We start from the raw sequence: 25,506 nt of genomic DNA, 5'->3' as shown, positions 1-25,506 counted from the left end.
CCCCTTAACCGGGGTTTACGTATCAACGCCTATCCTGGCCAGTATTTTCCTAGTCCCCTGTCGATAAAGTTCCACCAGAACTATCCCACCGTGCTACGCCGAGCCAAATCTCAAACAGCTCGAAAAAATCGAACTATTAGCGCCACAAAGCGAAATTTATCAGCGCACCCAATAACCTACTATTGCACTAGGTTTTCATCCAGAGGACAGTGCAATGTTTGCTATTCATGATCAACACGGACTGAAACTTCGCGGCACGCTTGAACTGATCAACAAGCACAAGAAGCCGGCACCGGTTCGGCTCAATCGAAATAAGTCATTCTGGGATGAGCCCGATCCTCGAGGCACCGTGGTTGCCTTTACTCAGCAGCCCAGCAATACGCCGCGATACCTGAAGGCGGAAGAGCTCTACAAGCGGGCGTTGAAACTGCGCGTCAATGAACCGGTGGTACATGCCCACCAGGTTATGTCGACCCACGTTTATACGGTTTCGCCCGACGACTGGCTATCGGATGCCTGGCGCTGGCTACACCTCTACGAGATTAAACAGCTTCCGGTGTTGCAAAAAGGGGTGGGCATCATCTCGATGCTGTCGCGGCGCGACATCGAAAGACAGATCTTTGATGCAAACTGGGATGTCGAAGAGCTGGCTGCAAAGCGGGTCAGCAGCATCATGTCCCCCGAGGTGATCACCACCGAACCGGTCTCTTCGGTACGCCGGATTGCACGGGTGATGGTCGATCATAATCAGCATGCCATGCCGGTCATCGACGATCGGGACAAGCTGGTTGGTGTGGTTACACGCGGGGATATTCTTCGGGTGCTGTCGGAAGAGCCCAAATTGAACCTATGGGCCTGAACCACCGGTATTACGCAAACAGGGCATTTCGAGCATTCTCGGTAATCAGGCTTACCGCGGGGTGCTTGATTTTGCGCTCGGCAGAGATGACGTAGAAGCGCTCCATCACCTCATCTGTCCGTCCGATTACCTCAACACCGTACTTGTCCAACACATCCTGCTCAACCGCCGTCGGTGAGCTGAAGACGCCGGTTCCACGCTCTCCGAAGGCCTTCATCAACGCACGATCGTCAAACTCGGCCGCCATTACCGGTCGGATCTGCTGCCGATCAAACCATCGATCCAGTTCTCGCCGCAGGTTACTGCCATTGCTGGGCATCAACATCGGCGATTGATCCAGACTGTTGGGAAAATCCTCTTTTAGCTGGCTGGCCAGTTCAGGCGTTGCAAAGAAACTGATGCTGGACTCACCCAGCAGGTGATTATAGGCCTTAACATTGAGGGTTGGGTTGATGGGGCTATCAGCGATCACCATATCCAGTTTGTGAACCGCCAGTTCAGCTAGCAGGTCGACCAGTGGTGCTTCATGGCAAAGTAACTGCACCGGTTGGCTGTATTGAAACACCGGTTCCAACACCCGGTAAGCCAGCAGCTTGGGAACCACCATCGCAACTCCTACCTTCAGATTCTCGATCGTGCCGTGGTTGCCGGCCAGCAGGTCCTGCAACTCCAATCCGATCGAAAACATCTCATCGGCATAGCTGAAGACCGTCTGCCCCGTATCGGTCAGCACCAGGTTCCGGCCCTCCTTGCGAAACAGCCGGGTGCCGATCTGCTGTTCCAGTTCACGCAACTGGCCACTAATGGTCTGCGGTGTCAGACAGAGAATTTCCGCCGCCTCGGTGATGGTGCCGCAACCCGCCACTGTCCAGAAGTAACGTAAGTGCTTCAGGTTGAACCGTAAGTTATTCATGCGCCCCCGTACGAAAAAACGACTGACTGCTGCTCGATAGCGACTGGAGTGTTTGCCTCTCCCACGATCATAGTCTGTCATTTCTTTTAGGGTGCCAAGGATTATTCAGGTTCAACGGGGGAAACAAAACCGCTCGGTTTAACCGCCAGTACCGAGCAACCGCTGCTTTGAAGGACATCCTCGGCCGTGTTGCCAATAATAAATCCCGGTATCCCGGTTCGACCGACGGTTCCCATCACCACCAGATCGGCGCTCAGTTCCTCACTGACATCATGAATCACCTCGGCAGGCGGCCCCTTTCGTAGCTGAACATCCACCTCCGCCGGGGTCAGCTGATGGCGTTCCAGCAATCCATGGATAGCCAGCTCCTGCTTTAAGCGTGCCTCAGCCAGTAAGGATTCAAGCTGGTGGTTTTCAAACTCCAGCAGCCCGCTTCTCATCATCGACTCACCCGGTAGCTCCCAGGCATGGACCAATACCAGGCGGGAGCCATCATCACCCGCTACCCACGAACCCAGTTCGAGGGCGCGATCAGCACAGTCATCTTGATGTTCACTGTTGGGGTCGACCGCCACCAAAATCCTTCGATAGGGCGTCGCGGCTTCTGCTCGGTCGATCCAGACTGGGCACGGACATTTGCGCAGCAGATGCATATCGCTGCTACTTAATCCTTGATGACAACCGTAGCGCGCCGATTTGATCAGCAGATCGTAAGACCCTCTCATCACTTCACGGATCACCTCGATAAAGCCCCAACCCGAAGCCACCTTAACCCCAATCGGATGCTTTAATTGACTCACCCCGCTGATCAGATCGCTCAAGGACTGCTGATGAAACCGCTGTACGATCTCATTGATATCGAGCTTCAGACGATTCTTGAGTGACCCGTTTGGGCTCAATCGATCGGCAACATCCATCAGTGTCAGCGTTGCCTGGTTATGATATGCCAGCCGTATTGCACGCTGCAGCGCCGGCGTCATGCTCAGCTCACCATCGGCAAAGTACAAAATATTGGTAAACCCATTCATAGCAACCTCCATCCCGGCACTCAGGGACTTATTAGCAATGCTGAAAGTAAGACTAGCAATAACAGCGGAAAGCTGATGGACAGCACAGCATCTCCCTTGATGGACGGCCATCGGGATCGACCCACCGACCGCGTCAAGCGCTGCCCCACGTTGGCCATCGCGGTATGTTCTGGATTCCAGCTTAGCGCCCACCTGAACCCGCTCCCTCGTGGTAACAGCGCAATCAGGTCACCCGGTGGAATGGCGCTAACTCTGGCGGTAAACAGCTTGTGGCCAAAATAGAGCCCCCCCAAGGCGATGACCACAGCGGCACTCCATAACAGTGCAGAACCCGATGAAAGTGCGGGGAACATACCCAGCGGCAAGATGGCGGCCAGAACAATCAGCACGATCCAGGGAACAATCCTTAGATCAACGGCCTCCTGTCCAGATTGGGAAGACGCACACCACAGAAACCTAACCATCAGTAACGGCGTTAGTGCAGCGAGAATGGTCAACAGCGTCAGTACCCAGATCGCTTCACTCGACTCGACCAACAGCACCTCGCTCAGGGCGGTTTTGGCCGTCGCCCCGGCACCAAAGGGGATGCCACTCAAGATCGCCGCGGGAACAGCCACCAGAGCCAGTATCCAAGGCGCTGCGTAACGCTTGAGGATCCCGACACCGATAAACAGCGCACCCTTGTTCAATCCATGGAAAAACGCATAGGCGGCGATAACGCCGATCAGCGGCTCGGCAATCGGCGGACTAATCAGGGCCACCCCGAGAGCGGCCGCCAGCAGATTCATCTTGCTAATGCTCGAATAGGCCAGCATCACCTTGGGGTCGGACTGGGTCAGGCCGACAGCAATGGCAGCGATGGCCCCCGACGATCCGAGGCCAATAAACAACCCCCCCCAAGCCGGTAATGCCTGCTCCCCCAGCGGCATGAAAGTAATCCACCCTAGCAGCGCCGTTTTGATCATCGCCCCGCTCAACACCGCACTGGCAGCCGGTGGTGCGGCCGGGTGCGCCAACGGCAACCAGACATGAAACCCCAGCAGACCGGCTTTGATGGCAAAGGCGATAAACAAGAGCCCCAGCTCCAGGTCACCACTACCGACCAACTGTTCAGAGGAGGGGGCCAGTTGGCCGGTTCGCTGGTAGATCAGCATAAACGCCGCCAGCAAGGCAAACTCCGCCAGCAAGGTCATCACCAGGTAGACCCTGGCCGCAAAGCCGGCCTTGACGGTGCCCGAGTGTACGATCAATCCATAACTGGCCAGCCCCATGGTGGTAAAGCCGACATAGAAGCCGACCAGATCGGCACTGACGATCAGGCCGATATTGCCCGCCATGCACAGCAGCATGAAAACCCGCAACCGGGCGGCCTGGGTGTCTCCCCGATCATTGCCGACCGTATGCAGGTAGGCAAATAGCCACAGAATCGCGGTCAGCGCCAGAAACAGCTGTCGCACCGGGTCGAGCTGCAGCTGCGTCCCCAACAGCAACCAGGTTAGCGACAGGGTACTGCCGGAAGGCAGCAGTAACACCGCCAGCAACGCCGGCACCGGAGCAAGCAACAGCAACCGACGCCCTTGCGTGGGGGACAACATCGCTGGAATCAGCAGCAACGGCAGCAACCAGCTAAGCAGCAGTAGCCCATTCATAGTCGATACTCCCTCAACGCGATCAACTCAACCCACTCCAGCGGACTAAAGGGTGCTGCGGCTAAGCCCCCAACCAACAAGGCCAACGTCGCCGTGATGACCGGCGGCCATTGAAGACTGGGCAGCGTTTCTCCGCGATACCCGATATGCATCTGACGCGGCCAATCCCTTTGAGGCATAAACCAGGCGCGATAGAGAATGGGAAGAAAATAGGCGGCATTGAGCAGGCTGCTGGCTACCAACACCGGAATGACCCAAATGCCCTGAGAAGCTTCCAGCGCCCCCAAGCCGAGATACCATTTGCTGATAAAACCAGCCACCGGCGGCAATCCGATCATTCCCAGGGCTGCCACGGTAAAGGCCAGAGTTGTCGCCGGCATTCGCCGACCGATACCGTCCATTTCACTGACACGATGAACGCCTAGGGTTTCGGCGTAATTGCCGGCGGCGAAAAAAAGGGTGATTTTCATGATCCCCTGGTGGACCAGATGCACTACCCCGCCGATGGTCGCCAGCGGCCCCAGAATGCTGGCACCCAATGCGATATACGACACCTGGCTAACCGTGGAGTAGGCCAAACGCTTCTTCAGATGATCCTGAGATAGCGCACGCACCGAGCCGTACACGATGGTAAACGCGGCCAACATCCCCAGTGGAACCAGCACACCCAGATGGGCGGAAAACTCCACTCCGTAAACATCGTAGACGACGCGGACGATCCCGAACGCACCGGCCTTGACCACCGCCACCGCATGCAGCAAGGCGCTGACCGGTGCCGGTGCAACCATCGCCCGGGGAAGCCAGCCATGCAGGGGAAACAGCGCCGCTTTAACGCCCAAGCCAGCCATCAACAGCAGGAAAATCCAGCGCAGATTGTCTGGATCAAGTCCGGGGATATCCCCCAGAATGCCACCCTCGGAAAACTCCAGCGGACCGGCCAGGGTTCTTAGCCAGACCGCCCCGATCAACAGCAGCAAGCCGCCCGCCAGGGTATAGCCAAGATAGATCCGTGCGCCGCGAACCGCCTCCGGGGTGCCTTTATGGGCGACCAGCGGATAGGTCGCCAGGGTCAGGGCTTCATAAAAAACCACGAAAGTGAACAGATTACCGGCCATGGCAAGGCCGACGGTGGCGGTCACGCAGAGGCTGAAGAAGCCAAAGAAGCGGCTACGGTCAGGGGAGTCCTCCAGATAACCGATGGCATAAACCGTGGTCACCAGCCATAGCAGCGTAGAAAGGCTGACAAACAACACCGATAGCGCGTCGACATGCAGCACAAAGTCCAGCCCCGGCGCCAGGGTCCAACGCGCTTCAAAGACCTGCTCCTGATACACCCCCCAAATCAAACCGGCAACCAACAGCAGCTTTGCCACCGCTCCCACCATGTTCAAGCCACTACGTAGCCGATGCTGTTCTTCGCTCAACGCAAAAATAATCAGCCCGGGAATCAATGAGCTGCACAGGATCATCAGGGGAAGTAATTCGCCCATACTCATAACTGACCTCCTGCAGATCCCATCGCCAGAACATCCCACAATGAGGCGGCTCCCAAGCCCAGGCCGAAGGTCGCCAGGCAGGCAAGAACCAGAGCCGGTGCCTGCAATGAGACACCGACGCCCTTCACCGGTGCCTCGGGTCCCAGGGTGACAAACCCGGCCCCAAGCACCCGAATGAAATAGGCGGCCGCCAGTAATGTGCCAGTCAATGTGACGACCATCCACCACCACTGTCCGGTCAACAAGCTGTTGCTGATCAGGCTCCACTTGGCCAGAAACGCGCCGCTGGGCGGCAAACCAACCAGCGCCACACCCGCCAGTCCGATCGCGAAAAAAGCGATCGGAAACCGTTGGGCGGATCCGGCCAGCTGATCGATCCGGTCGTGGCCAACCTGCAGTTGAATCACCCCGATGCCCAAGAACAAGGCCGCCTTAGCGATGCCATGAGACAGTGCAAACAGCACCAACGCGCCGAACCCTAACTGTCGAGTCTCTTCATCGGGCAGCGCGGCCAGTACCGGAATAAAAACAAATAGATAGCCCATTTGTGACAGGGTCGAATAGGCAGCCAGCAACTTCAGTCTTGCCGCCGTCAAGGCACGCAACGAACCCCAGATCACCGCGATAGCTCCCAAACCGCCAATCAGGGTGGCAAATAAGGACGTCATCACCGGGCTGAAGAGCTCAAACCACAGCCTCAGCAACAAGTAGAATGCGACCTTCACCACCAAGGCGGACAATACCGCGCTAACCGGGGCCGGAGCGCTGCCATGGGCGGCCGGCAACCAGAAGTGCAGCGGCACTAAGGCACACTTGACCAACAGCCCGCTGCTCAACAACAGCAACGCCACCAGCGTTGCCGGCGTCTGCGCGATCTGCCCGGCCAGGGCCATCAGACTCAGGGTCCCGTATTCGGCATAGACCATGCTGACACCTGCCAGGAACAGCAAGGAGCCGACCAACCCCAACATCAGATAGCGCAGCGCCGACCGTAGCGCCTCAGTCTTGGCAGCGCCAATGGTACAAAGTGCCGCAGCAGATAGCCCCAGCAACTCAAGGGTCACGTACAGATTGAACAGGTCGGCTGAGAGCAGCAGCGCGTAAATAGCGGTACTCAGCAGCCACCAGAGGGGCCAGAAACGATAGCGTGTTTCTACGCAGGTGAAATAACGCCGTGCATAAACGGTCGCCGCCAGGCTAACGATGGCACATAGCAACACCAGCGCCCCGGCCAGCGCATCGGCCCTCAATGCGATTCCCAAGCCCGGTGACCAACCACCCAACTCATGAAAGTGACTGATTCCCGAAGCCAGCGATTGGATCAACAGCCCCCCGGTAATCAGTTGAACCAGTCCCGTACCCAGGGACAGCCGATCCGATAACCGGGGCAGCATCAGGCAGGTCAACGAAGCCAACAACGGCACGATGACTACAACGATCAGTATCGTGCTCACGGGCTGTCCTCCTTGTGTGTTTTCGATTTAGGTAACTCCGCCAAGCGCTTTTCCAAGGCCAGTGCCAGTCCCGAAGCCGCCACGGCGACCACAATACCGGTCAGCACCAGCGCATGGGGGATCGGATCAGGCGCCAACTCGAAGCCCCGGTAGGCGAACGAAACCAGCATCAGAAACACCCCGACCCCACTGATGTTGATTGCGATGATGCGTGCCAATAACGCCTCATCACGCAACGAGGCCAGCAGCCCTATCCCGAAAATCAGGGCACCAGTGACGGCGTAAAGTAACGGGGAACTGCCCATCACATCGGCTCCTTCGGATTCACCAACTCAATTGGCCAGTTTGCGTGCGGGTGACCGCCGAGATAGACCAGAGTCAGCATGCCGGCGATCGAAACCATAGCCGCCGACTCGATCAGTAGAATCAGCAACCCGGCCAACTCCACGGGGTACTGCAGAAAAGCCTGCCCGTTCAACAGCGGCAGCAACCCTACCGCCACGAACAGCGTCGGTCCGACCAGTAGCAATAGACGCAGGGATCGCAGTCCCACTCGCGGCAGTTTTTCCCAGCCCGTCAGATGAATGACCACAGCCGCCGATGCCAGCACCGCTCCGGCCTGGAATGCACCTCCCGGCGCAAAGGCCCCTTTCCACAGCAGGTAACCGGCGCTAAGGATCAACAGTGGTACCAACACGCGCGCCAACCCATCGGTCAATGATGCGGCATGCCCACAGCTCCTTCGTGCCGGTCCCAGATTCAGTATTCCCAGCGCCGCACTCAGCAGTACCGCGAGTTCCAGCAGCGTGTCCCAGGCACGGAAATTCAACAACACGGCGGTCACCGGATGACTGACACCGGATTCGACTTGACGCTGGCTCACCGCCAGGGTCGGGGCGCCATCGTGGATGGGGTACAGCGAGGAGACGATCATCATCAACCCCAGTATCAGCACGCCCCCCATGGCTGCAGAACCGATCCTCAGCCCGTATGAAGCAGGCTCCCGCGGCATGTCGCTGGTGTGATCTAATGACATCAGCAGCATAGCTCCGGTCAATCCAGCACCAATAATGGCTTCAGCCAGCGCAAGGTCCGGGGCATGAAGACGCGCCCAAGTGATCGCCACCACCAATCCAAACGCGATAAAGAACATCACCCGCTGTCTTAGCGCCGGGGCGTAGAGAGCAGCCATAGCCAACGCTACAACCAGGGCGCAGATAAGTATGTCGATCACCGACCAGATCATCATCGGGGTTCCTCCCTGACGGCATGACGCGCGATCAGTTGCCCGGTTGCGGCACTGGAGACCAGCACCAATATCCAGATCCCAAACAGCTTTACCCCATCAATCCAGGCGGGTTGGATCAATATCAGACCGAGAACCAGTAACCCGAAACCGAGATTGTCGATTTTGCTGATGGCATGCAGCCGCGACAGCACATCGGGCAGTCGAATTAGTGCCACCGTGCCGGCAACGAAAACCAACACCGCCAACAGCACAATCGCGACTGATAAAAGTTCGGACAAGCTATTCATCTCGGCACTCCCTCCGAGTGATAACCAGCACCATGACGGCAGCCAGCAACACCAACAACAACGCGACATCAATCAGCGCCGGCTGTTGTAACAACGTGGCCATCAACAGCAGCATCGCTGTACCCCCGATTCCCAGTAGCTGAATACAGAGAATTTGATCGGTAAGGCTGCGGCACAGCATCAACCTCAGCAAAGCCACGGCGATAACACCGACCAGCAGCAGCAATGCCCCCAGCAGCCAATTGATCAGTAGCGGGCTCATGCGCTGTCCTCCACCACGCGGCTAGACCAGACCGCCTCGGTCAATCGGCCCAGGCGTTCCAATTCAGTAGTGTGATCAACATTTTTATCGATCACATGCAGCAGAAGCGCCCCCTGCCGCTCTTCCACCGACAGGGTGCCGGGTAGCAGATTCAAACAACGGATGAATAACGGATGAGCCTGAGGGGGATTGAACGGCCTTGCGAACCACAACATTCCCGGATCGATCCTGACCTGTTTGCCGCAGCTTCTCAGCGCCAGATCCCAACCACCGATAAAACTCTGTTGGATAAAGTAGATTCCGAGTCTGACCATCCCCCTGACCGAAAGCGGCGCTCCCTCAGAGGTGATGAGATAACGGCAATACCAAAGCGCCAGCCCGATCATTGGGATGCCAATCAACAGACTGGAAACATCCAAGCCGGTCAATAACAGCCAGATCATCGCCAGTGCAATGCCATACAGCCTCAATCGAAGTCTGCACTGACCGGATATCGACTTGCTGATAATCCCCTGCACCATAGCCACCATCCCAACGATTCCAAGAAGAAGTAGGGATAGTTATAGGTGCAATAGGAAAACTAAAAAAACGAATTTAAAGAAGTGATGGATCGTTTTTTTCGAACTATTAGAAATTTGAGATGGTTTTTAACCATAAGATTTAGCCGATCTGACAGCAGAAAGACTTCGTTTTTACCGCACAAAGCAGATGCTCAGAACATCGTTTTCCTTGAGAACTTTGCCGATTGGAATCGCCGAAGTCGCGGCAGGTAAGGGGGACATTGCAGACATGCACCGAATGGGGACTCTCGGCGAACCAAAATGATGAGCCAGCGTGCCACCCCTGCACCGCATTCGGCCCGAACCTCACCGCCCCGTCGATCATGCGGGTCAGGTGCCCCCCAAAGGCAGTTCTGGATCCGGTATCAGATAGATCAGGTGATTGACCTCCTGATTATGTCGGAGCGCACGAATTCTGGCACCAAAGCCCAACAGAAATGCCGGTAATTTCAGAATCTTAGGGCATAATAATCCAGACAACATAGTTATCTGGTCACCCCATTCCTACTGCCATCACCTGACAGGCTGTTCTCGGAATGAACATGCTGCCTGACTTTGACTAATCCAAACGGGAAAACCACAAAAAGGATTTTATCGATGTTCAACAAACTCATCCTTATCATTGCCACGCTCATCCTCGCAGGCTGTGCCAATACCCACAACATCCCTCTTCAGGCAGACGCCTTTGCCGTCAATCCGCCTGAAACCCTCGCAACGACTAATCGTGAAAAACCTGATTTCGCCGCGATGACGTCTACCAAGGGAGCCTTTGCGCTGATCGGTGCCTTCGCTGCCATCAGTGCCGGCAACGAGCTGGTAGAAGAAAACCAAATTGAGGATCCGGCGGTGTATATCCGCCAGTCCCTGAAAGAATCATTGCAACAACAGATGAGTCTGACCCCGATCGATCAGTCCGAATTAGTGCTGGATAGCGAAAAGACAGAAGAGATCGCCAAACACTACCCGGCCGCAGATCTGGTACTGGACATTCAAACCTACAATTGGAGCTTTCTCTATTTCCCCACATCTTGGGACACTTACCACGTTATCTACAGCGCCAAGCTTCGCCTGATCGATACCCGTAACAGCAAGCTGGTCGCCGAGGGGTTTTGTATCCGTAATCCGGAGCAAGACGAAAACTCTCCCAGCTATGCCGAACTGGTCGCCAACAGCGCTAAGCGTTTGAAAAGCGAGCTGCAATTGGCCGCCGACCACTGTGTGGAAGAGTTCAAAACCAAGGTGCTGAATATCTGATCGCCTTCCCATTTACGACCTGCATCGGTCTCGACGAGCCCGACCCATCCGTTAGGGCTCTTTCCTTCCTGGCTCAACCCACTCATTAGCCTGTTCAACCAATATTGTCTTGGTTCCGCTCCCGATCACTATGAATACCCTTCATACCGGAGCCGCTATACACAACTAGGCTGAATACACCCCCATCCCACCTCTGGAAAGTTCGTCATGTCGATTCAGGTTGCAATCTCACAGAAACCACCCGCGCTACTGAATCTGCCTGAATCACTGGCACGGGCCGTGTCGGATATCCATGAGGCGGCAGAAAATGGAGCCCAGCTTCTGGTCTTTCCCGAAACCTACCTGCCCGGCTACCCAACCTGGATATGGCGCCTGCGTCCCGGCGGCGATATGGCCCTGGGTAACCAACTGCACGAGAGACTGGTAGCCAACTCGGTCGATATCGATGGCGGTGATCTGGATCCGATCTGCGAGGCCGCCGCGCGCCAGCAACAGCTCGTGGTCATCGGTATGAATGAACGCGATCAACGCTACAGTGGCTCAACGCTGTACAACAGCGTGGTGGTTATCGGATCAGACGGTGAGATCCTGAACCGGCATCGCAAATTAATGCCGACCAACCCGGAGCGGATGGTCTGGGGGGCCGGGGATGCGTCTGGCTTGCAGGTTGTAGACACCCCCGTCGGCCGGATTGGCTGTCTGATCTGCTGGGAGAATTACATGCCGCTGGCGCGGTTTGCCCTCTATGCGCAAAACCTGGATATCTATATCGCCCCAACCTGGGACAGCGGCGATGTCTGGCTGGCATCGATGAATCATATTGCCCGTGAGGGAGGGTGCTGGGTACTTAGCACGGCTACTGCGATGGAAGGCAGCGATATTCCCGCCGACTTTCCCAGCCGTGAAACGCTGTTCGGCGATGATGAATGGATCAATCCCGGTGATGCGGTGATCATCAAACCGTTCGGCGGAATTCATAGTGGGCCGCTCCACCAACAGAAATCAATTCTGTATGCCGATATCGAAGTCGAGGCCGCCCGACGGGCACGTAAGCCGCTGGATGTAGCCGGGCATTACAATCGTCCGGACCTGTTCAGCCTGAACATCGACCGCCAGCCCAAGCCTCCGGTAGAGTTTTAAAGGCTAGCGCTTTTATCGGCAACCAGATGCATCCGATCCTGCAGGCAGCGCTGAATCAAAGCCTCCGCTGCTTGCAATCCTGCTTGTTTAGCTTGCTGCTGTAGCTGATTCAACTGACTGATGGCCTGGCTTTGTTCTGGCTGCCGCCCGATCGTAGACAGGGTGTCAGCCAGCTGGATATAGAACTGACTCCAGGGGATCGGCTGATGCCGGGTAAATTTTTTAAACTTGTTGCCATAGTCTTGCGCCTGATCCCACCAGCCTCTTAGCAGGCAAGTCTCGATGGCATCACGTAGGAACCAGAAATAGTTCTGACTCGGCGTCCCCGGTCTTAACAGTCGCTCACCTTGCTCAAGCGCGCTCCGGCAGCGGGACGGATCCTCAGTGACTAGCGCCAGCGCCCCGAACGCGATGGCGCCGACATAATTGAAATGGGTCTGTTCGGCGACCTTGATCGCTTGCTCGGCATAGCTCAGCGGTGTCGATCTGTTACCTCCATGGCTAGCTTCCGACCACCGGCAAACTCTCGCCAGCGTCAGTAGATACAGCGCCTCGAATCGCTGCGCCTTCAAACTACGGGCGGTTTCCAAGGCATGTTCCAACGACTCCCTTGCAAGCCGGTACTGTCCCATTTCACACAGCGTCTTAGCCAGACAACTCCCCCGCCCCACCATTTCGGTACGCCGATCCTGCGCATCAACCGCCAGTTTTATCGCTTCAGAGATATCTTCAACCGACTCATCTAATCGGTTCAGATAGAGTCGCATATGCCCGCGAAGCGATAGATTCGGGGCAACAAAACGCTGTAACTGCGCCTGACGACTCAGGGTTAAGCAACGATCGTAGGCATGCTCGGCCGTCAGTAGCTGACCATCCAGCAAGCTGGCATCCCCCAGGCCACTGTGGGCCTGAATTTGACTAACCGCCGAGTCGGCCCGATCGGCATAGTGAAGGGCACGACGATGATGGCTCAGACAACCGGTGATCTCGCCGGCCGAAAACAGCAGATTACCCCAGAGGTTATGCACCTGTGCCAACGCCTCCGAATCATTTAACCGCTCGGCGAGCTGACTCGCCTTCGCAAGCTGTTCCAGCCCCTGCTCGCCCAGCTCTAGAATCCGCAACGACTGCACCAATTCGATTCGAATACTCAGTTCCCGCTTCGCCAGTTCGATGGTCGTCGGCTCGGCCTCCAGCAACCGAATCGCCTGCAGCAGATGGTTGGCTGCTTCACGGTGGGCCCAGGCATCGCGCGCATGCTGTCCCGCCAGATGCCAATAGTCGATCGCCTCGGTAAACCTTTCTGCCGACTCAAAGTGCCCCGCCGCCAATTCGGGAGCACTCTGCACCAACTTGGGAAAGTCTCGACACAGGGTTTCGGCGACCCTAAGGTGATGGGTCCGCCGATCACGCTTTAAGAGCGCATCGTAGGCGACTTCACGCACCATCATATGGTGGAAATGGTACTGTTTACGCCCGCCTTCGCCACTGCAGTGCAGTAAACCGGCGTCGACCAGCGCGGCCATCGCCTCGCGAGTCCGCCCGGGTTCAAACGGTGAGCTTTTATCCACCAATTTCTGACTGAAGCGTCGCCCCAGAACGGCCACGAACTGAACCATATCTCGGTGCTGCCCCAGCCGGTCGATCCTTGCCCGTAGCGAATCCTGTAAGGTACGGGGTACCTGTACCTGCTGATTCACAGCGTCACCCTGCTCCAATACCGATCGGGTCAGCTCTTCCACGAACAGGGGTGAGCCCTCACAACGCTGCAGAATCTGCTGTTGAACCTCATACGGCACCTGGTCACGAGGATCCAGCGCCCGAATCAACCTCATGGCTTCACTGTCCGGCAATGGTGTCAGCTGTAAACGTAATGCCTGGGGATATTGCCCGGCGAGCCAGGTCAGCGGCGTACGACTGGTGATACAGAGCAGGATCGGCCAGCGCTCCAGCCTTGCTGCCAACTGATTGAGAAATTCGGCGGTGGATGAATCGATCCAGTGGGCATCTTCTATGGCGATCAGCAATGGTCGCTTGCGACTACACTGCTTCAACACCCGCAACAAAGCACTAAGCTTGGCCCTCCGTCGCTGCTCCGGCGACAGCCCGCCCCCTTGCTCATTAGGAAGCGGAATCTGCTGGGCATCACCCAATGCCATTTCGCCCATGAGCCGATGAAGCGCTGGATCCTCAACCCCATGACGGAGCAAAAAATCTGCCAGAAAACGCCTGCTGTCGACCTCCGATGGCTGCTCGACCCGATCCAATTCCAATAGCATTTGCCAGTGACGTATCACCGGGTACAGCGGACGATCTTTAAAGAACGGCGAACATCGCAACAAGACTCGCTCGTACTGCCCCGATGTCTGCCCAAGCAGATCATCCAACATCCGGCTCTTACCCAGCCCGGAACCTCCTTCGATGATCAGCAGCCCGCCCTTGGAAGGCCGGTCCAGATACTGCTCGATCTTGGCGATCTCCTGGGATCGACCCAGTAACGGTGCTTGCCGACTGCTGGTGGAGGCACTGGCGACCGACAGAACCCGGTAGGTCGGTACCGGTTCACGAATTCCTTTGAGTTGTTGCTGACCCAATGAAAGAACCCGAAAGCGCTTGGCGACAACCCCCTGACACCCTGGGCCAATAACCACCCACCCAGGATTCGCCACGGCTTGCAGACGGGCCGCTATGTTCGGGGTATCGCCCAATACCTCATGCTCAGCGGCGGCCCCCTGGCCAATGACGTCTCCGGCCACCACCAGTCCGGTTTCGACGCCGACACGGGCTCGCAGCGGCTGACCGTCCGGATGAGGTAACTGCTCCACCCGGCGTACCAACTCCAACCCGGCACGCACCGCTCGCTCGGCATCCAGCTCGGCCGCCCGGGGGTAGCCGAAGTAAACCAGCATCCCATCCCCCATATAGCGGGCAATATAACCGTCGAACTGCTCGATAACCTCGGTGCAGCAGTGCTGAAATCGATGGATAAGATCGCGAAAGTCTTCCGGGTCACTGGCCTGCGACAATGCCGTGGAACCAACCAGATCGCAGAACATCACCGTCAGTTGCCGACGCTCCACGTAGGAAGCTTTCGAAGGCTTGGGTTGAGTTGGTACTGTCGAAGCTTGGCCAGACAACACCGAACCACAACCGCAACAGTAAAGCGCGCCATCACCACTCAACGCTTGCCCGCATGCCATACAGCTCGCCGGTAAGCGTGTCTTACAAGCGCTACATTCAACCCCTCCCTGGTCGCATTGTGCTCCGCAGGCGGGACAAAACATGATCTTTCCAGTTAGGTCCGGATGATGTCGTCACGCATGCTGTATAGGATAAATAACACCTCCTCCATCTCCCGCCGACCGACTTTATTGTGCTGCATCGCTTTAAGCACATCGTCCAGTACCGCCATAAACTCGGCGTGGTCGGTATTCATATGGGCATGGGCGCTCTTCATATCCCGCCCCTTGTAGCACTCTGGGCCACCGGATCCGGTAACAAAGAAGTCGGTCACGGCGGCTTTCAACTTGGCGGGATCGGAGGCCCCAAAGCGGGTGGAGATCAGCGGATTCTGGCGGTGTAGATCGACGATATCGCTGGCAATACGGGCGATGGCTTCGGTGCCACCCAGACGTTCATATAGACTCGCGCTCATAACGCTTTTCCTTGTGATGTCGCTATTCAGGTCTCTCACCGCGGTACTAAACAGGGCCGATAGATCTGTTGGATCAACCTTCAATGTTGATCTCAGCCCCCGAAGACGGCGATGGAATCGAAAACGTGGCGAAGTAAGCATAGTCACGTTGACAGGGCTCAACCAGCCGATCTACCGTTGGGTTTTACCAACCCTGCCACACAGGAACCATCATGAGTTTTGAAAGCTGGCTCGCCTTCAGCAGCATTGCGCTGATCGCGACCCTGACCCCCGGACCCGCCATTCTGCTGGTCATGACCCATAGCTTACGCAGCGGTATCGGCCGCGCCTGTTATGCGATGGCGGGGAACGTCAGTGGCCTGTTTTTGATGTCCTCCTGCTCGGTGCTGGGTCTGAGCGCGCTGGTGCTGCACTCGTCATTGGCGTTTACGCTGATCAAGACTCTCGGTGCCGCTTACCTGATCTATATGGGGGTCAAGCTATGGCGCCATGGCATCAAACTGCAACCGCCGGCAAAAATAACGGATAGCCCCTCAAATCAGTCAGGTCGACAAACAGCTGCTGGGTTCAACACCTACACCCAGGGTCTGCTGGTCTCGCTGACCAACCCCAAGGCGATAGTGTTCACCACCGCCCTGTTTCCGCAGTTCATCGATATCCACAGCGCCCTGCTGCCCCAGTTCAGCCTGCTGGTGGGGACCTTTATGCTGTTCTCGCTGCTCTGCCTGCTGGGTTATGCCCTGCTGGCCAAACGTCTGCTGGGAGGCATGGCCGAAACCACCGGGCAGAAACTCTCCCGTGCCTTCGGCGGCACCTTTATCGGTGCCGGTCTGACATTAGCGTTCAGCACTCAACGCTGATAACAACAGGAAAGATACGGGTGAGCGATAACGGGCAACGACGTGCCGATACACTGGTGGTTCTGGATTTCGAGACCACCGGTTTATCGATCGACAATGACGACCGAGCAATCGAGATCGGCGCGGTACGGCTGGTCAACGGCCAGATCACCGATCGGTTTCAATCTCTGATGAACCCGGGCCGAAGGGTTAGCGGCTTTATCGAGTCCTACACCGGTATCAGCAACAGCATGCTGGCCCAGGCCCCGATGGCGGAGCAGGTGATGAGTACTTTCGCCGAGTTTCTCGGCGACGATAACCTGGTGGCCCACAACGCCAGCTTCGATCAGCGTTTTCTTGAAGCCGAATTCAACCGTGTTCGCCATCGGCAAACAGGCCAGTTTGCCTGTTCGATGCTCTGCGCTCGCCGGGTCTACCCGGAGGCACCTAACCACAAACTCGGTACCCTGGTGCGCTGGAAACAGCTCCCCACCGACGGTACCTACCACCGCGCATTGGCCGATGCAGAAATGACCGCTCACCTCTGGGTACGGCTGCTGGACGATCTGGCACAACGACTCGACACCAAATCGCAACAGCTGCCGCTGTCGTTGCTGCGTCAACTGGGTAAGACCCAGAAAGCCCAGCTGCCGAAGCTGTTCCAGCGCGCTGCTGCCGAACTTGCCGGAACCGGCTGATGCGCCTGGATCGTTTTCTCGCCAATCAACCCCAATACAGTCGCCGCCGTGCCAACGAACTACTGGCCGCTGGTCGGGTCGAGCTGGATGATCAGCCGGTCCGCGACGGCACCCTCGAGGTAGATCGGTTCAGCCGTATCGCCGTGGATGGTCGACTACTGCAGCAACGCCAAGCGCGCTACTTCATGCTCAATAAACCGGCCGGCATCCTCAGCGCCACCCGGGACGATCAGCACCGCTGCGCCACCGAACTGATCGAGTCGCGTGAGCGCGACGGTCTGCATATCGCCGGACGGCTGGATCGCGCCAGCACCGGCTTGTTGCTGCTCAGCGATGACGGCAGCTGGACCCGAGTGCTGACCGAACCGGACAAGGCGATAAAGAAGATCTACCGGGTCGAGACCGCCAACCCGATCGATCCGCAAACCCAGGCCAGTTTTGCCGAGGGGATCTATTTCGCCTACGAAGGGATCACCACCAAGCCGGTCAAGCTGGAGCAGCTGGGTGAGCGCTGCGTTCGCCTGACCCTGACCGAGGGGCGTTACCACCAGATCAAGCGGATGTTCGGCCGTTTTCGCAATCCGGTCCTGGCCCTGCATCGGGAACAGATCGGCGCAATCCGGCTCGACCCTGACTTAGCCCCAGGCCAATACCGCCCGTTGACACCGGCCGAGATCGATAGCGTCATGGGTCGATAAGATGAAGACCGTAGCCACAAGGTCCTATTAACGTGGCGGATTCAGGGTTCGATCGCTTAAGCTGCCTGCAAAGGCCTTACACCTAGACGATGTACCGACCATGAAACTGACCCGCCAGCAACTCGACCTTGCAGTCGAGCAGCAGATCCTCGATTCGGAGCAGGCCCAACGGCTGCTCGAGTTCCTGCGCGATAATCCCGCCCCCGGCGCCCGCTTCGATTTCACCCACCTGCTCTACTACCTCGGCGGGTTGGTGGCGATTGGTGCTATGACCCTGTTTATGAATCTGGGCTGGGAGTCCTTTGGTGGCTGGGGTGTGTTCGCTATCGCCCTGATCTATCTGGCCTGCGGCCTGGGATTGGCATCGCGATTTGAACGACTTCAGCACCCGATCCCGGCGGGAATCTGCGCCACCTTCGCGGTCTGCCTGACCCCGCTGGCGGTGTTCGGCCTGCAACAGGCGCTGGGATTCTGGCCCGACGACGAGCACTATCGCGACTACCACCGCTATATCGAGTGGCACTGGCTAATGATGGAGCTGGCGACCCTGGCCGTCGGTGCGATGGTCGCCTGGCGTTACCGCTACCCGTTCCTGCTGATGCCGATCGCCGTCACCCTCTGGTATCTGTCGATGGACCTGGTAGCGATGATCAACGATGGCAATTACAACATTGAGCTGCGCTCGCTGGTGTCGATCTACTTCGGTCTACTGGTGATATTCGGCGCGTTCTGGGTCGATATCCGTAGCCGCCACAGTCTGGATTACGCCTTCTGGCTCTACCTGTTCGGGGTGCTGACCTTCTGGGGCGGACTGACGATGCAGGACTCCAACAGCGAATTGGCCAAACTGGGGTATTTCGGAATCAATCTGCTGCTGATCGGTCTGGGAGCGCTACTGGTGCGGCGGGTATTCGTAGTGTTCGGCGGACTTGGCTGCTGCGCTTACCTGGGCCATCTGGCATTTGACCTGTTCGAAGACAGCTGGTTGTTCCCGATCGCGCTGTCGCTGATCGGACTGCTGATCATCTATCTGGGGATTGTTTGGCAGCGCCACGAGCAGCGCATCAGCCAGGGGTTGCAGTCACTGTTACCCGGCGCGCTGCGCGAACTGCTGCAGGCGCGCCGGTTCTAACGGAGCTTGTTCAAAGCGTTAGCGGTTGCCGCTGACGGCCTTGTTGCCACTGGCCCCTTTGTTGCCGCCGGCTCGGCTGCGACGACGTCGCGGTTGATTGCCCGGCGGCTTATGGCCGCGGGCATTTTCACCCGAGCGTTGGCCATCGCGATGACCTTCCTTGGGCTTCTTGGGCTTCTTGGGCTTCTTCGGCTTGCGGCTCAGATCGGTTTCCGGCAATTCATGGGTCGCCTCAAAGCCCTCAACCACAACCCGAGGAATCTGCTGGCTGATCAGCCGCTCAATTCCGACCAGTTGCTTGGTCTCATCGGCGCAGACCAGCGATACCGCATGCCCAGAAGCGCCGGCCCGGCCGGTGCGACCGATACGGTGGACATAATCTTCGGCCACGTTGGGCAGATCGAAATTCACCACCTGCGGCAGCTGATCGATATCCAACCCGCGGGCGGCAATATCGGTAGCGACCAGGGTACGCAGCTCGCCACTCTTGAACTGAGCCAGCGCCTTGGTGCGGGCGCCCTGGCTTTTGTTGCCGTGGATCGCTGCGGCCTTGATCCCCTTGCCTTCCAGGTGGCGGCTAAGGCGATTGGCACCGTGTTTGGTGCGGGTAAAGACCAGCACCTGTTGCCAGTCATTATCTTTGATCAGTTGGGTCAGCAGCGCCGACTTGCGATTTTTATCGACCGAATAGAGCTGCTGCTCGACGGTTTCAGCAGTACTGTTACGCGGCGTCACCGACACCTCAACCGGGTCGTTGATCAACCCCTTGGCCAGGGAACGGATCTCGCTCGAGAACGTGGCCGAGAACAGCAAATTCTGACGCTGGCTGGGCAGCAGCTTCAGAATCCGTTTGATGTCATGGATAAAGCCCATGTCCAGCATCCGGTCGGCTTCGTCGAGCACCAGCACTTCGAGTTGATCGAACCGCACCGCGTTCTGGCTATGCAGATCCAATAACCGTCCCGGCGTCGCCACCAGGATATCGCTACCGCCGCGAAGACGCTGCATCTGCGGATTGATCTTGACCCCGCCGAACACCACATTGGAGCGCAACGGCAGGTTCTTACCGTAGGTCGAGACACTGTCGGCCACCTGGGCCGCCAGCTCGCGTGTCGGGGTCAGTACCAATGCCCGGCACTGGTTCGATTTAACCCGGGGGCCACCCATCAAACCCTGCAGCAACGGCAGCGTGAAGCCGGCCGTTTTACCGGTACCGGTCTGCGCTGCCGCCATTAGATCACGTCCGGCCAACACCGCAGGAATCGCCTCGGCCTGAATCGGTGACGGCGAGTCGTAGCCCTGTTCGGCAACGGCATCAAGAATCTCGGCGCACAGGCCGAGGGAAGCAAATGTCATGCTGTGATCTCATACAACGGTAGGAAGGGTCGGCACTGCGGGCCGACACGGAAGGCGGTGCAGCTTACAGCAACCGCGCCACTGAAGCCAGCCCGAGCGAGGAGACGCTGGCTAGTTCGATGGCGATGAAGATAAGGCCAGCAATGGGGAAAGGGGCCCGCCGAAACAGTCCCCTGCGGACTTAGGCGTAACTGTGGGCTTTTCGGAAATAGTCGAACGCCAGCCTGAGCAGCTGTTGTTGCTGCACCTCCAGAGAGTCGAAACGGATGCCGTAGAGATAATGGCTGTCGTCGGACCGGCTGCAACGGATGATTCGACCGTCCAGTTTCAAGGACTGAGTCTGTCCCTCTGGCAGCTGGATATTCAGCTGCAGTGGCTCGCGTTCATTCAGCGGCTGCAGCAATTTGATCTCGGCACCGGTCATGCTCAGATTCTGGGTCAAGCCGACCACCGACAACCCCGACTGACAAAGGGTGACCTTGAGTTGATTATTGATCCTCGGCGATTGGCGCTTGTCATCGGCGTGACGGACCGGGGCGCTGACCTGGTCGGTTTTAAACCGTGCCAGCAAGGTATCAAGCTCATCGGAGACCTGATGCAGATCACCTGCCACCAACGAGGTTGAACCCGCTTTCTCGGAGCTAACCTCCAGCACATCAAACAAGTCATTGAGCTCCTGCTGCAAGGAGGTCAATTGTTCCACCTGCTGCTGGTTCAGTTCAGCAATCTGGGTGGAGTTCTCCGAATTTCGCTCGACATCGGCCCGCATTGACGCCAGGGTCTCCAGCGTTTGCTCCGATTTCTGCTGCGATCGATTCACCTGGTCGGTCACCCGATTCATCGAATCCACCGAACTATCAACCTGGGTGGTCAACTCATGGATCAGCGTTGTGATCTCCGTGGTGGAATCGGCGGTACGGGTCGCCAATCCACGCACTTCGTCGGCCACAACCGCAAAGCCCCGCCCCTGCTCACCGGCGCGGGCCGCTTCAATCGCCGCATTCAGTGCCAACAGGTTGGTCTGTGCAGCCAGGGTATCGATCGCCTCAATGATCGAGTGAATCTTCTCGGTGGCAAGCTTGACCGAACCCAGCTGATTGGCTGTCACATTGACGCTATCAACAGCGCTGCTCAGCTCACCGATACTCTGCTCCATCACCCCAACCCCCTGAAGGGCGACTTCACGGGTCTGTTGAGCACTCAGATGAGCCTCGTCGATATGTGAGCTGACATCGCTGGCGACCTGCTGCAGCGAACCAATCGCACGTAAGACCAGTTCGGTGCTCTGCTTCTCCTGCTCACTGATACCGGAAATCTCATCGGAGATGGTGACGATCTGCATCGAAGAATGGGACATCTGCTTGCTGTTCTGCTGCACCGTATGAATCACGTCGCTAAGCATCGAACGCATCCGCTCGACGTTATCCATCAACAATCCCAGCTCATCGCGTTGATCGTTGCTGATGGTTTCTGCGCAGAGGTTACCGCTGCCGATCCGCTGGGTGGTGCTGACCACCTGATACAGCGGCGAGGTGATATTGCGAGCCAACAGCCACGCAATTAACAAGGAGGCCAGCAAGGCACCCGCCCAGGTCCAGACCAAGGTATCGAGCATCATCTGGACCTTGCGGTCGGACTGCTGAGCCAGCATCACCACAGCCCGATTCATCGATGTCAGTACCTCGACACTGAGCTGATCGATTTTCTCTAGTTGAGTGCTATCGGGCTGGGAAGCTATCGCATTGGTGATCAGTTGCTGAAGTTGCAGCCACAGCTGCTCCACTTCATCGAGCTGCGCACTGATCTTTTCGGTGTCGGTACCCGGCAATCCAATCGGCTGATTCATACCGGGATCCAGATAGGTCGTTCCGCCATCCCGCAGCGCCGATAGTGACTGCTCAAACAGGCTGGCCGTGCGTTGCATCGGGACCGGATCAAAGGCGATGTTCTGTACTTGGGCCTGCTGGAGCGCGACAAAGAACTCTTTGGTGAATTTCTGGGTCAGCATGCGCTGACGACCGGCGATATTGATGACCGAACCGTCGCTTTTCTGAGCACTGAGCGTCAGCAGCGTGTAGCCCACCGTAGCACTGAGCACCACCACGAACATCAGCGACAATCCCAGTAACTTCTTTCCCACACTCAACCGATTGAAACGCATCAACGATTCCAATCTATCGGCTAAATGAGCCATCAGAGTCCCCTCCTACATCTTCCTTTTCTCGGCACGGATACAACCAGGCGGGATATCGTCTTTAACAGGCACAGCACTACATGTTGCCGGTATCGGGCAATAGATCCGCGCAAACGAGTTTAAGAGAGAAGCTGAGCAAAAGATTCGTAAGGAGCGCGATTAATATGTGCTGAAACTGATACAGCTCAAATTGGCCGTAAATAAAAATCAACGCGCTCTTTTCATAGCGCGGTTATGGACGCCAATTCCTTTTCCATCAGATAGTTAGTCTTATCGAAAGTGGGCCTGAAAGTAACGCTCTAGGCTTCCGCCAACAAGCGCCCCAACTGATCGCCGAGTTGAAGATCCTCCATCGGGCCGAAATGGTGCAAGCGCAGATACCCCTGTTTATCGATCAGCACCACCGAGGGTGTTCCCTGAAGCTGGTAGCGTTGCATCGTGGCTGGAATGGGGCCGATCTCGACCGGCTGATCGATCGCAACCGGAAACCCGATACGGTATTCGCGCAGAAACACCTGCAAGGCATCGGCATTCATCACCTGGTGATGCTCAAACACCGTGTGCAGTCCGATCACCTGTAGCGGTTGATCACGATAGAGGGTTGCCACCTTGCTGGCCTGAGGAATACCGTAAGTCACGCAGCCGGGACAGAGCATCTGAAACGCATGCAGCATCACCACCTGGCCACGAAGATCTTGCAGCCTTAGCGGCTGATCGGTATTGAACCAGCGGGCTGCATTGATCTCCGGTGCGAAAGTCAACGTGGATGAGCGGCTGGAAGTCACGATAAAAGGTCCTCTGCGAAAACCTGGCTGGCCAAGCGCTGGCAAGCCAAACTCTGAATCAAGTATAGGTGTTCGCCAACTACGGACATCCAACTAAGAGACCCCCAACCGCAAATTACTCCATCGCCAATTGCGCAGACTCCTGGACGAGTTCATCGCGCCACCAGGCCGTTTGCGCGGCAGGATTCAGAATCGATACCGGTTCTCCCATGATCGGGGTCAGTAGCTTTACTGCTCGGCTCTGGGATATTTCATAGGCCAGTTCCAGCGGTTCGTGCCAGTCGTGCAGGGCCAGATCGAAGGTACTGTTGTGGATCGGCAGCATCGCTTTGCCCTTCAAATCGATATGAGCCTGGACACTCTGTTCCGGCAGCATATGGATTTTGCTCCACAGCTCGCTATAGGCCCCGGTTTCGATCATCGTCAGATCAAACGGCCCCAGGCGTTCACCAATTTCCTTGAAACCACCGAAGTAACCGGAATCGCCGCTGAAGAACAGCCTGGCTTGGCGGCCCTCGATCACCCAACTGGCCCACAACGTCTTGTCACGATCCATCAGGCCCCGCCCTGAGAAGTGCTGCGCCGGGGTCGCCGTGAAAGTCAGACTGCCGATGCTGCTTTGCTGCCACCAGTCCAGTTCGGTAATCCGGCTTGAATCGATCCCCCAGTCCCGCAGGTACTGCCCTACTCCCAGCGGCGTAAAAAAGTGCTCCACCCGAGCCGCCAACGCCTGAATGCTGGCCTTGTCCAGGTGATCATAATGATCGTGGCTGATGATCACGGCTTTGATATTCGGTAGCGATTCCAGCTCAACCGGTACCGGATGGAAACGTTTGGGGCCCATCCACTGTACCGGTGAAGCCCGATCGCTGAACACCGGATCGATGAGCAAATACTCAGCGTCCAAACGGATCAGCATCGACGAATGTCCCAACCGGTAGATCACCGCGGTTTCCCGATCCGACACCAGCTCCTGCGCGGTGATGGTTCGTAACGGCGGCTCCGTGGTTGGCGTCGGCGACTGGCGTTCAGCGGTGAAATAGGCCTTGGAGATCTTCACCAGATCACTCAGCCCGGATTTATAGGGCTGTTCGCTATTTTGAAACTTGCCGCTTTCCAGGGATTGTTGCGACTGATGCTTGGCGGCAGAGAACAGGGTTGCTGACATAAGAACCACTCCAGATAAGATCAACCAACGAGGCTTCATATAGACACCATAAAGTAAACTATACGGTGCAGTTTACTTATGGATTTAAAAAAGTAAACCGATTAGTGTAAATTTGCCCTGACTCAGTCAGTACCGGGGAAAACCAGGTGGAACCAAAACGTTCACGCAGTGAAATCAAGCGACAGGCAATTCTGGACGCCGCCAAGCAGGCTTTTCTTGAGCAAGGCGTCCAGGGAACCAGCATGGATAGGGTCGCAACCCTGGCGGAAGTCTCAAAGCGGACGGTCTACAACCACTTCGAAAGCAAGGAAGCCCTGGTGATGTGCCTGATCGGCAAGCTGTGGCAGCAGGCCAAGCATCAACAAGGTGGAGAATACGACCCTGACGTCCCGCTGCATGGTCAGCTTCGCTCGATCATCGTGGCAGAGGTCGAGGTGATCAGTAGCACCGAGCATATCGAATTAAACCGGGTCGCTTTCGGCCACTTCTTCTACCACCCCGACGCCCTGAAACAGGAGATCGCTAAACTCTCCGCCCACGAATCCTCGCTGGTTCGCTGGATCAAAGCTGCCTGTGCGGATGGACGATTGATTGATCTGGATGCGGCCACAGCCGGCGAGCAGGTGCACCATCTGGTCAAAGGACGCTGCTTCTGGCCCCAACTGCTGCAGATAGAACCGATCCTGAAGCCCGAGCAGCAGCTTGAGCTGGCCGAACAAACCACCGCCATGTTTTTGAGCCACTACCAGGCTGCCAGCTTAGAAGATTGAAATAATTTCGATTTCTTCTTTCTCCGGATCCAGTCGCTCTTGATGCCTGATCACTGGAGC

Annotated in this window: 24 protein-coding genes and 1 pseudogene; 8 read left to right on the top strand and 17 right to left on the bottom strand. The window is 57.0% G+C overall.

Features of this window, described 5'->3' with window-relative positions; genetic code table 11:
• Positions 1 to 214 precede the first annotated feature (214 nt).
• The gene (locus DV711_RS00205) at positions 215 to 859 is read left to right on the top strand and encodes a CBS domain-containing protein (RefSeq protein WP_114693648.1); all 645 of its coding nucleotides are present in this window, start codon (positions 215 to 217) and stop codon (positions 857 to 859) included.
• Positions 860 to 869: 10 nt separating this feature from the next.
• Here the strand turns inward: DV711_RS00205 and nhaR are convergent, their stop codons facing one another.
• The 11 genes and pseudogenes from nhaR to DV711_RS19820 all read right to left on the bottom strand — a co-directional run.
• The gene (nhaR, locus tag DV711_RS00200) at positions 870 to 1,772 is read right to left on the bottom strand and encodes a transcriptional activator NhaR (RefSeq protein ID WP_114693647.1); all 903 of its coding nucleotides are present in this window, start codon (positions 1,770 to 1,772) and stop codon (positions 870 to 872) included.
• Between the two features lie 101 nt (positions 1,773 to 1,873).
• Positions 1,874 to 2,800, bottom strand: coding sequence for a universal stress protein (locus tag DV711_RS00195; protein WP_165839950.1), 927 nt, complete (start codon positions 2,798 to 2,800; stop codon positions 1,874 to 1,876).
• A 20-nt stretch (positions 2,801 to 2,820) separates the two neighbouring features.
• Positions 2,821 to 4,449, bottom strand: a complete 1,629-nt coding sequence (locus tag DV711_RS00190) for a proton-conducting transporter transmembrane domain-containing protein (RefSeq protein ID WP_114693645.1) — start codon at positions 4,447 to 4,449, stop codon at positions 2,821 to 2,823.
• Positions 4,446 to 5,945, bottom strand: a complete 1,500-nt coding sequence (locus DV711_RS00185) for a complex I subunit 5 family protein (RefSeq protein ID WP_114693644.1) — start codon at positions 5,943 to 5,945, stop codon at positions 4,446 to 4,448. The genes DV711_RS00190 and DV711_RS00185 overlap by 4 nt, the downstream gene beginning before the upstream one ends.
• The gene (locus DV711_RS00180; protein ID WP_114693643.1) at positions 5,942 to 7,399 is read right to left on the bottom strand and encodes a complex I subunit 5 family protein; all 1,458 of its coding nucleotides are present in this window, start codon (positions 7,397 to 7,399) and stop codon (positions 5,942 to 5,944) included. Before DV711_RS00180 ends, DV711_RS00185 begins: the two co-directional genes overlap by 4 nt.
• Complete coding sequence (locus DV711_RS00175; RefSeq protein ID WP_114693642.1) at positions 7,396 to 7,704, bottom strand: NADH-quinone oxidoreductase subunit K; 309 nt, start codon at positions 7,702 to 7,704, stop codon at positions 7,396 to 7,398. Before DV711_RS00175 ends, DV711_RS00180 begins: the two co-directional genes overlap by 4 nt.
• On the bottom strand, positions 7,704 to 8,648 hold the full coding sequence (locus DV711_RS00170; RefSeq protein ID WP_114693641.1) for a hydrogenase subunit MbhD domain-containing protein: 945 nt from the start codon (positions 8,646 to 8,648) through the stop codon (positions 7,704 to 7,706). The genes DV711_RS00175 and DV711_RS00170 overlap by 1 nt, the downstream gene beginning before the upstream one ends.
• Entirely contained in the window at positions 8,645 to 8,935 is a 291-nt protein-coding gene (locus DV711_RS00165) for a cation:proton antiporter (protein ID WP_114693640.1), read from the bottom strand. The genes DV711_RS00170 and DV711_RS00165 overlap by 4 nt, the downstream gene beginning before the upstream one ends.
• Entirely contained in the window at positions 8,928 to 9,197 is a 270-nt protein-coding gene (locus tag DV711_RS00160) for a monovalent cation/H+ antiporter complex subunit F (protein ID WP_114693639.1), read from the bottom strand. Before DV711_RS00160 ends, DV711_RS00165 begins: the two co-directional genes overlap by 8 nt.
• Positions 9,194 to 9,727 carry a Na+/H+ antiporter subunit E gene (locus DV711_RS00155; RefSeq protein WP_114693638.1) on the bottom strand — a complete coding sequence of 178 codons (534 nt, stop codon included), beginning with the start codon at positions 9,725 to 9,727 and terminating at the stop codon, positions 9,194 to 9,196. Before DV711_RS00155 ends, DV711_RS00160 begins: the two co-directional genes overlap by 4 nt.
• Before the next feature lie 162 nt (positions 9,728 to 9,889).
• A pseudogene (locus DV711_RS19820) lies at positions 9,890 to 10,159 on the bottom strand (hypothetical protein); the annotation flags it as partial.
• Between the two features lie 195 nt (positions 10,160 to 10,354).
• On the opposite strand from DV711_RS19820, the gene DV711_RS00145 reads away from it, so the two are divergent.
• On the top strand, positions 10,355 to 11,011 hold the full coding sequence (locus tag DV711_RS00145; protein ID WP_114693637.1) for a hypothetical protein: 657 nt from the start codon (positions 10,355 to 10,357) through the stop codon (positions 11,009 to 11,011).
• 207 nt (positions 11,012 to 11,218) lie between these two features.
• On the top strand, positions 11,219 to 12,151 hold the full coding sequence (locus DV711_RS00140) for a carbon-nitrogen hydrolase family protein (RefSeq protein WP_114693636.1): 933 nt from the start codon (positions 11,219 to 11,221) through the stop codon (positions 12,149 to 12,151).
• On the opposite strand, the gene DV711_RS00135 is transcribed toward DV711_RS00140, so the two are convergent.
• Both DV711_RS00135 and DV711_RS00130 read right to left on the bottom strand, forming a co-directional pair.
• The gene (locus DV711_RS00135) at positions 12,148 to 15,351 is read right to left on the bottom strand and encodes an ATP-binding protein (protein WP_165839949.1); all 3,204 of its coding nucleotides are present in this window, start codon (positions 15,349 to 15,351) and stop codon (positions 12,148 to 12,150) included. The two genes, DV711_RS00140 and DV711_RS00135, sit on opposite strands and share 4 nt — an antisense overlap.
• Positions 15,352 to 15,446: 95 nt before the next feature.
• A complete protein-coding gene (locus tag DV711_RS00130; RefSeq protein ID WP_114693634.1) occupies positions 15,447 to 15,806 on the bottom strand; it encodes a group I truncated hemoglobin in 360 nt (119 codons plus the stop codon).
• Between the two features lie 212 nt (positions 15,807 to 16,018).
• Here DV711_RS00130 and DV711_RS00125 point away from each other — a divergent pair, with 212 nt between their 5' ends.
• From DV711_RS00125 to DV711_RS00110, 4 genes are all read left to right on the top strand, one after another.
• Complete coding sequence (locus DV711_RS00125) at positions 16,019 to 16,666, top strand: LysE family translocator (RefSeq protein ID WP_114693633.1); 648 nt, start codon at positions 16,019 to 16,021, stop codon at positions 16,664 to 16,666.
• A 20-nt stretch (positions 16,667 to 16,686) separates the two neighbouring features.
• Positions 16,687 to 17,343, top strand: a complete 657-nt coding sequence (locus tag DV711_RS00120) for a 3'-5' exonuclease (protein ID WP_114693632.1) — start codon at positions 16,687 to 16,689, stop codon at positions 17,341 to 17,343.
• Positions 17,343 to 18,041, top strand: coding sequence for a pseudouridine synthase (locus DV711_RS00115; RefSeq protein ID WP_114693631.1), 699 nt, complete (start codon positions 17,343 to 17,345; stop codon positions 18,039 to 18,041). The genes DV711_RS00120 and DV711_RS00115 overlap by 1 nt, the downstream gene beginning before the upstream one ends.
• Positions 18,042 to 18,141: 100 nt before the next feature.
• Complete coding sequence (locus DV711_RS00110) at positions 18,142 to 19,173, top strand: DUF2157 domain-containing protein (RefSeq protein WP_114693630.1); 1,032 nt, start codon at positions 18,142 to 18,144, stop codon at positions 19,171 to 19,173.
• An 18-nt stretch (positions 19,174 to 19,191) separates the two neighbouring features.
• Here the strand turns inward: DV711_RS00110 and DV711_RS00105 are convergent, their stop codons facing one another.
• The 4 genes from DV711_RS00105 to DV711_RS00090 all read right to left on the bottom strand — a co-directional run bounded on the left by DV711_RS00105 (position 19,192) and on the right by DV711_RS00090 (position 24,676).
• Complete coding sequence (locus DV711_RS00105) at positions 19,192 to 20,529, bottom strand: DEAD/DEAH box helicase (protein WP_114693629.1); 1,338 nt, start codon at positions 20,527 to 20,529, stop codon at positions 19,192 to 19,194.
• A 181-nt stretch (positions 20,530 to 20,710) separates the two neighbouring features.
• Positions 20,711 to 22,723, bottom strand: coding sequence for a methyl-accepting chemotaxis protein (locus tag DV711_RS00100; protein WP_114693628.1), 2,013 nt, complete (start codon positions 22,721 to 22,723; stop codon positions 20,711 to 20,713).
• 299 nt (positions 22,724 to 23,022) lie between these two features.
• Positions 23,023 to 23,508, bottom strand: coding sequence for a redoxin domain-containing protein (locus DV711_RS00095; RefSeq protein WP_114693627.1), 486 nt, complete (start codon positions 23,506 to 23,508; stop codon positions 23,023 to 23,025).
• 115 nt (positions 23,509 to 23,623) lie between these two features.
• Complete coding sequence (locus tag DV711_RS00090; RefSeq protein ID WP_114693626.1) at positions 23,624 to 24,676, bottom strand: MBL fold metallo-hydrolase; 1,053 nt, start codon at positions 24,674 to 24,676, stop codon at positions 23,624 to 23,626.
• Between the two features lie 146 nt (positions 24,677 to 24,822).
• On the opposite strand from DV711_RS00090, the gene DV711_RS00085 reads away from it, so the two are divergent.
• On the top strand, positions 24,823 to 25,446 hold the full coding sequence (locus tag DV711_RS00085; protein ID WP_114693625.1) for a TetR/AcrR family transcriptional regulator: 624 nt from the start codon (positions 24,823 to 24,825) through the stop codon (positions 25,444 to 25,446).
• Positions 25,447 to 25,506: the final 60 nt, after the last annotated feature.

The sequence above is a fragment of the Motiliproteus coralliicola genome, from assembly GCF_003345655.1.
In the GTDB taxonomy this organism is placed as follows: domain Bacteria; phylum Pseudomonadota; class Gammaproteobacteria; order Pseudomonadales; family Balneatricaceae; genus Motiliproteus; species Motiliproteus coralliicola.
This window is presented reverse-complemented; position numbering and strand designations above follow the sequence as displayed.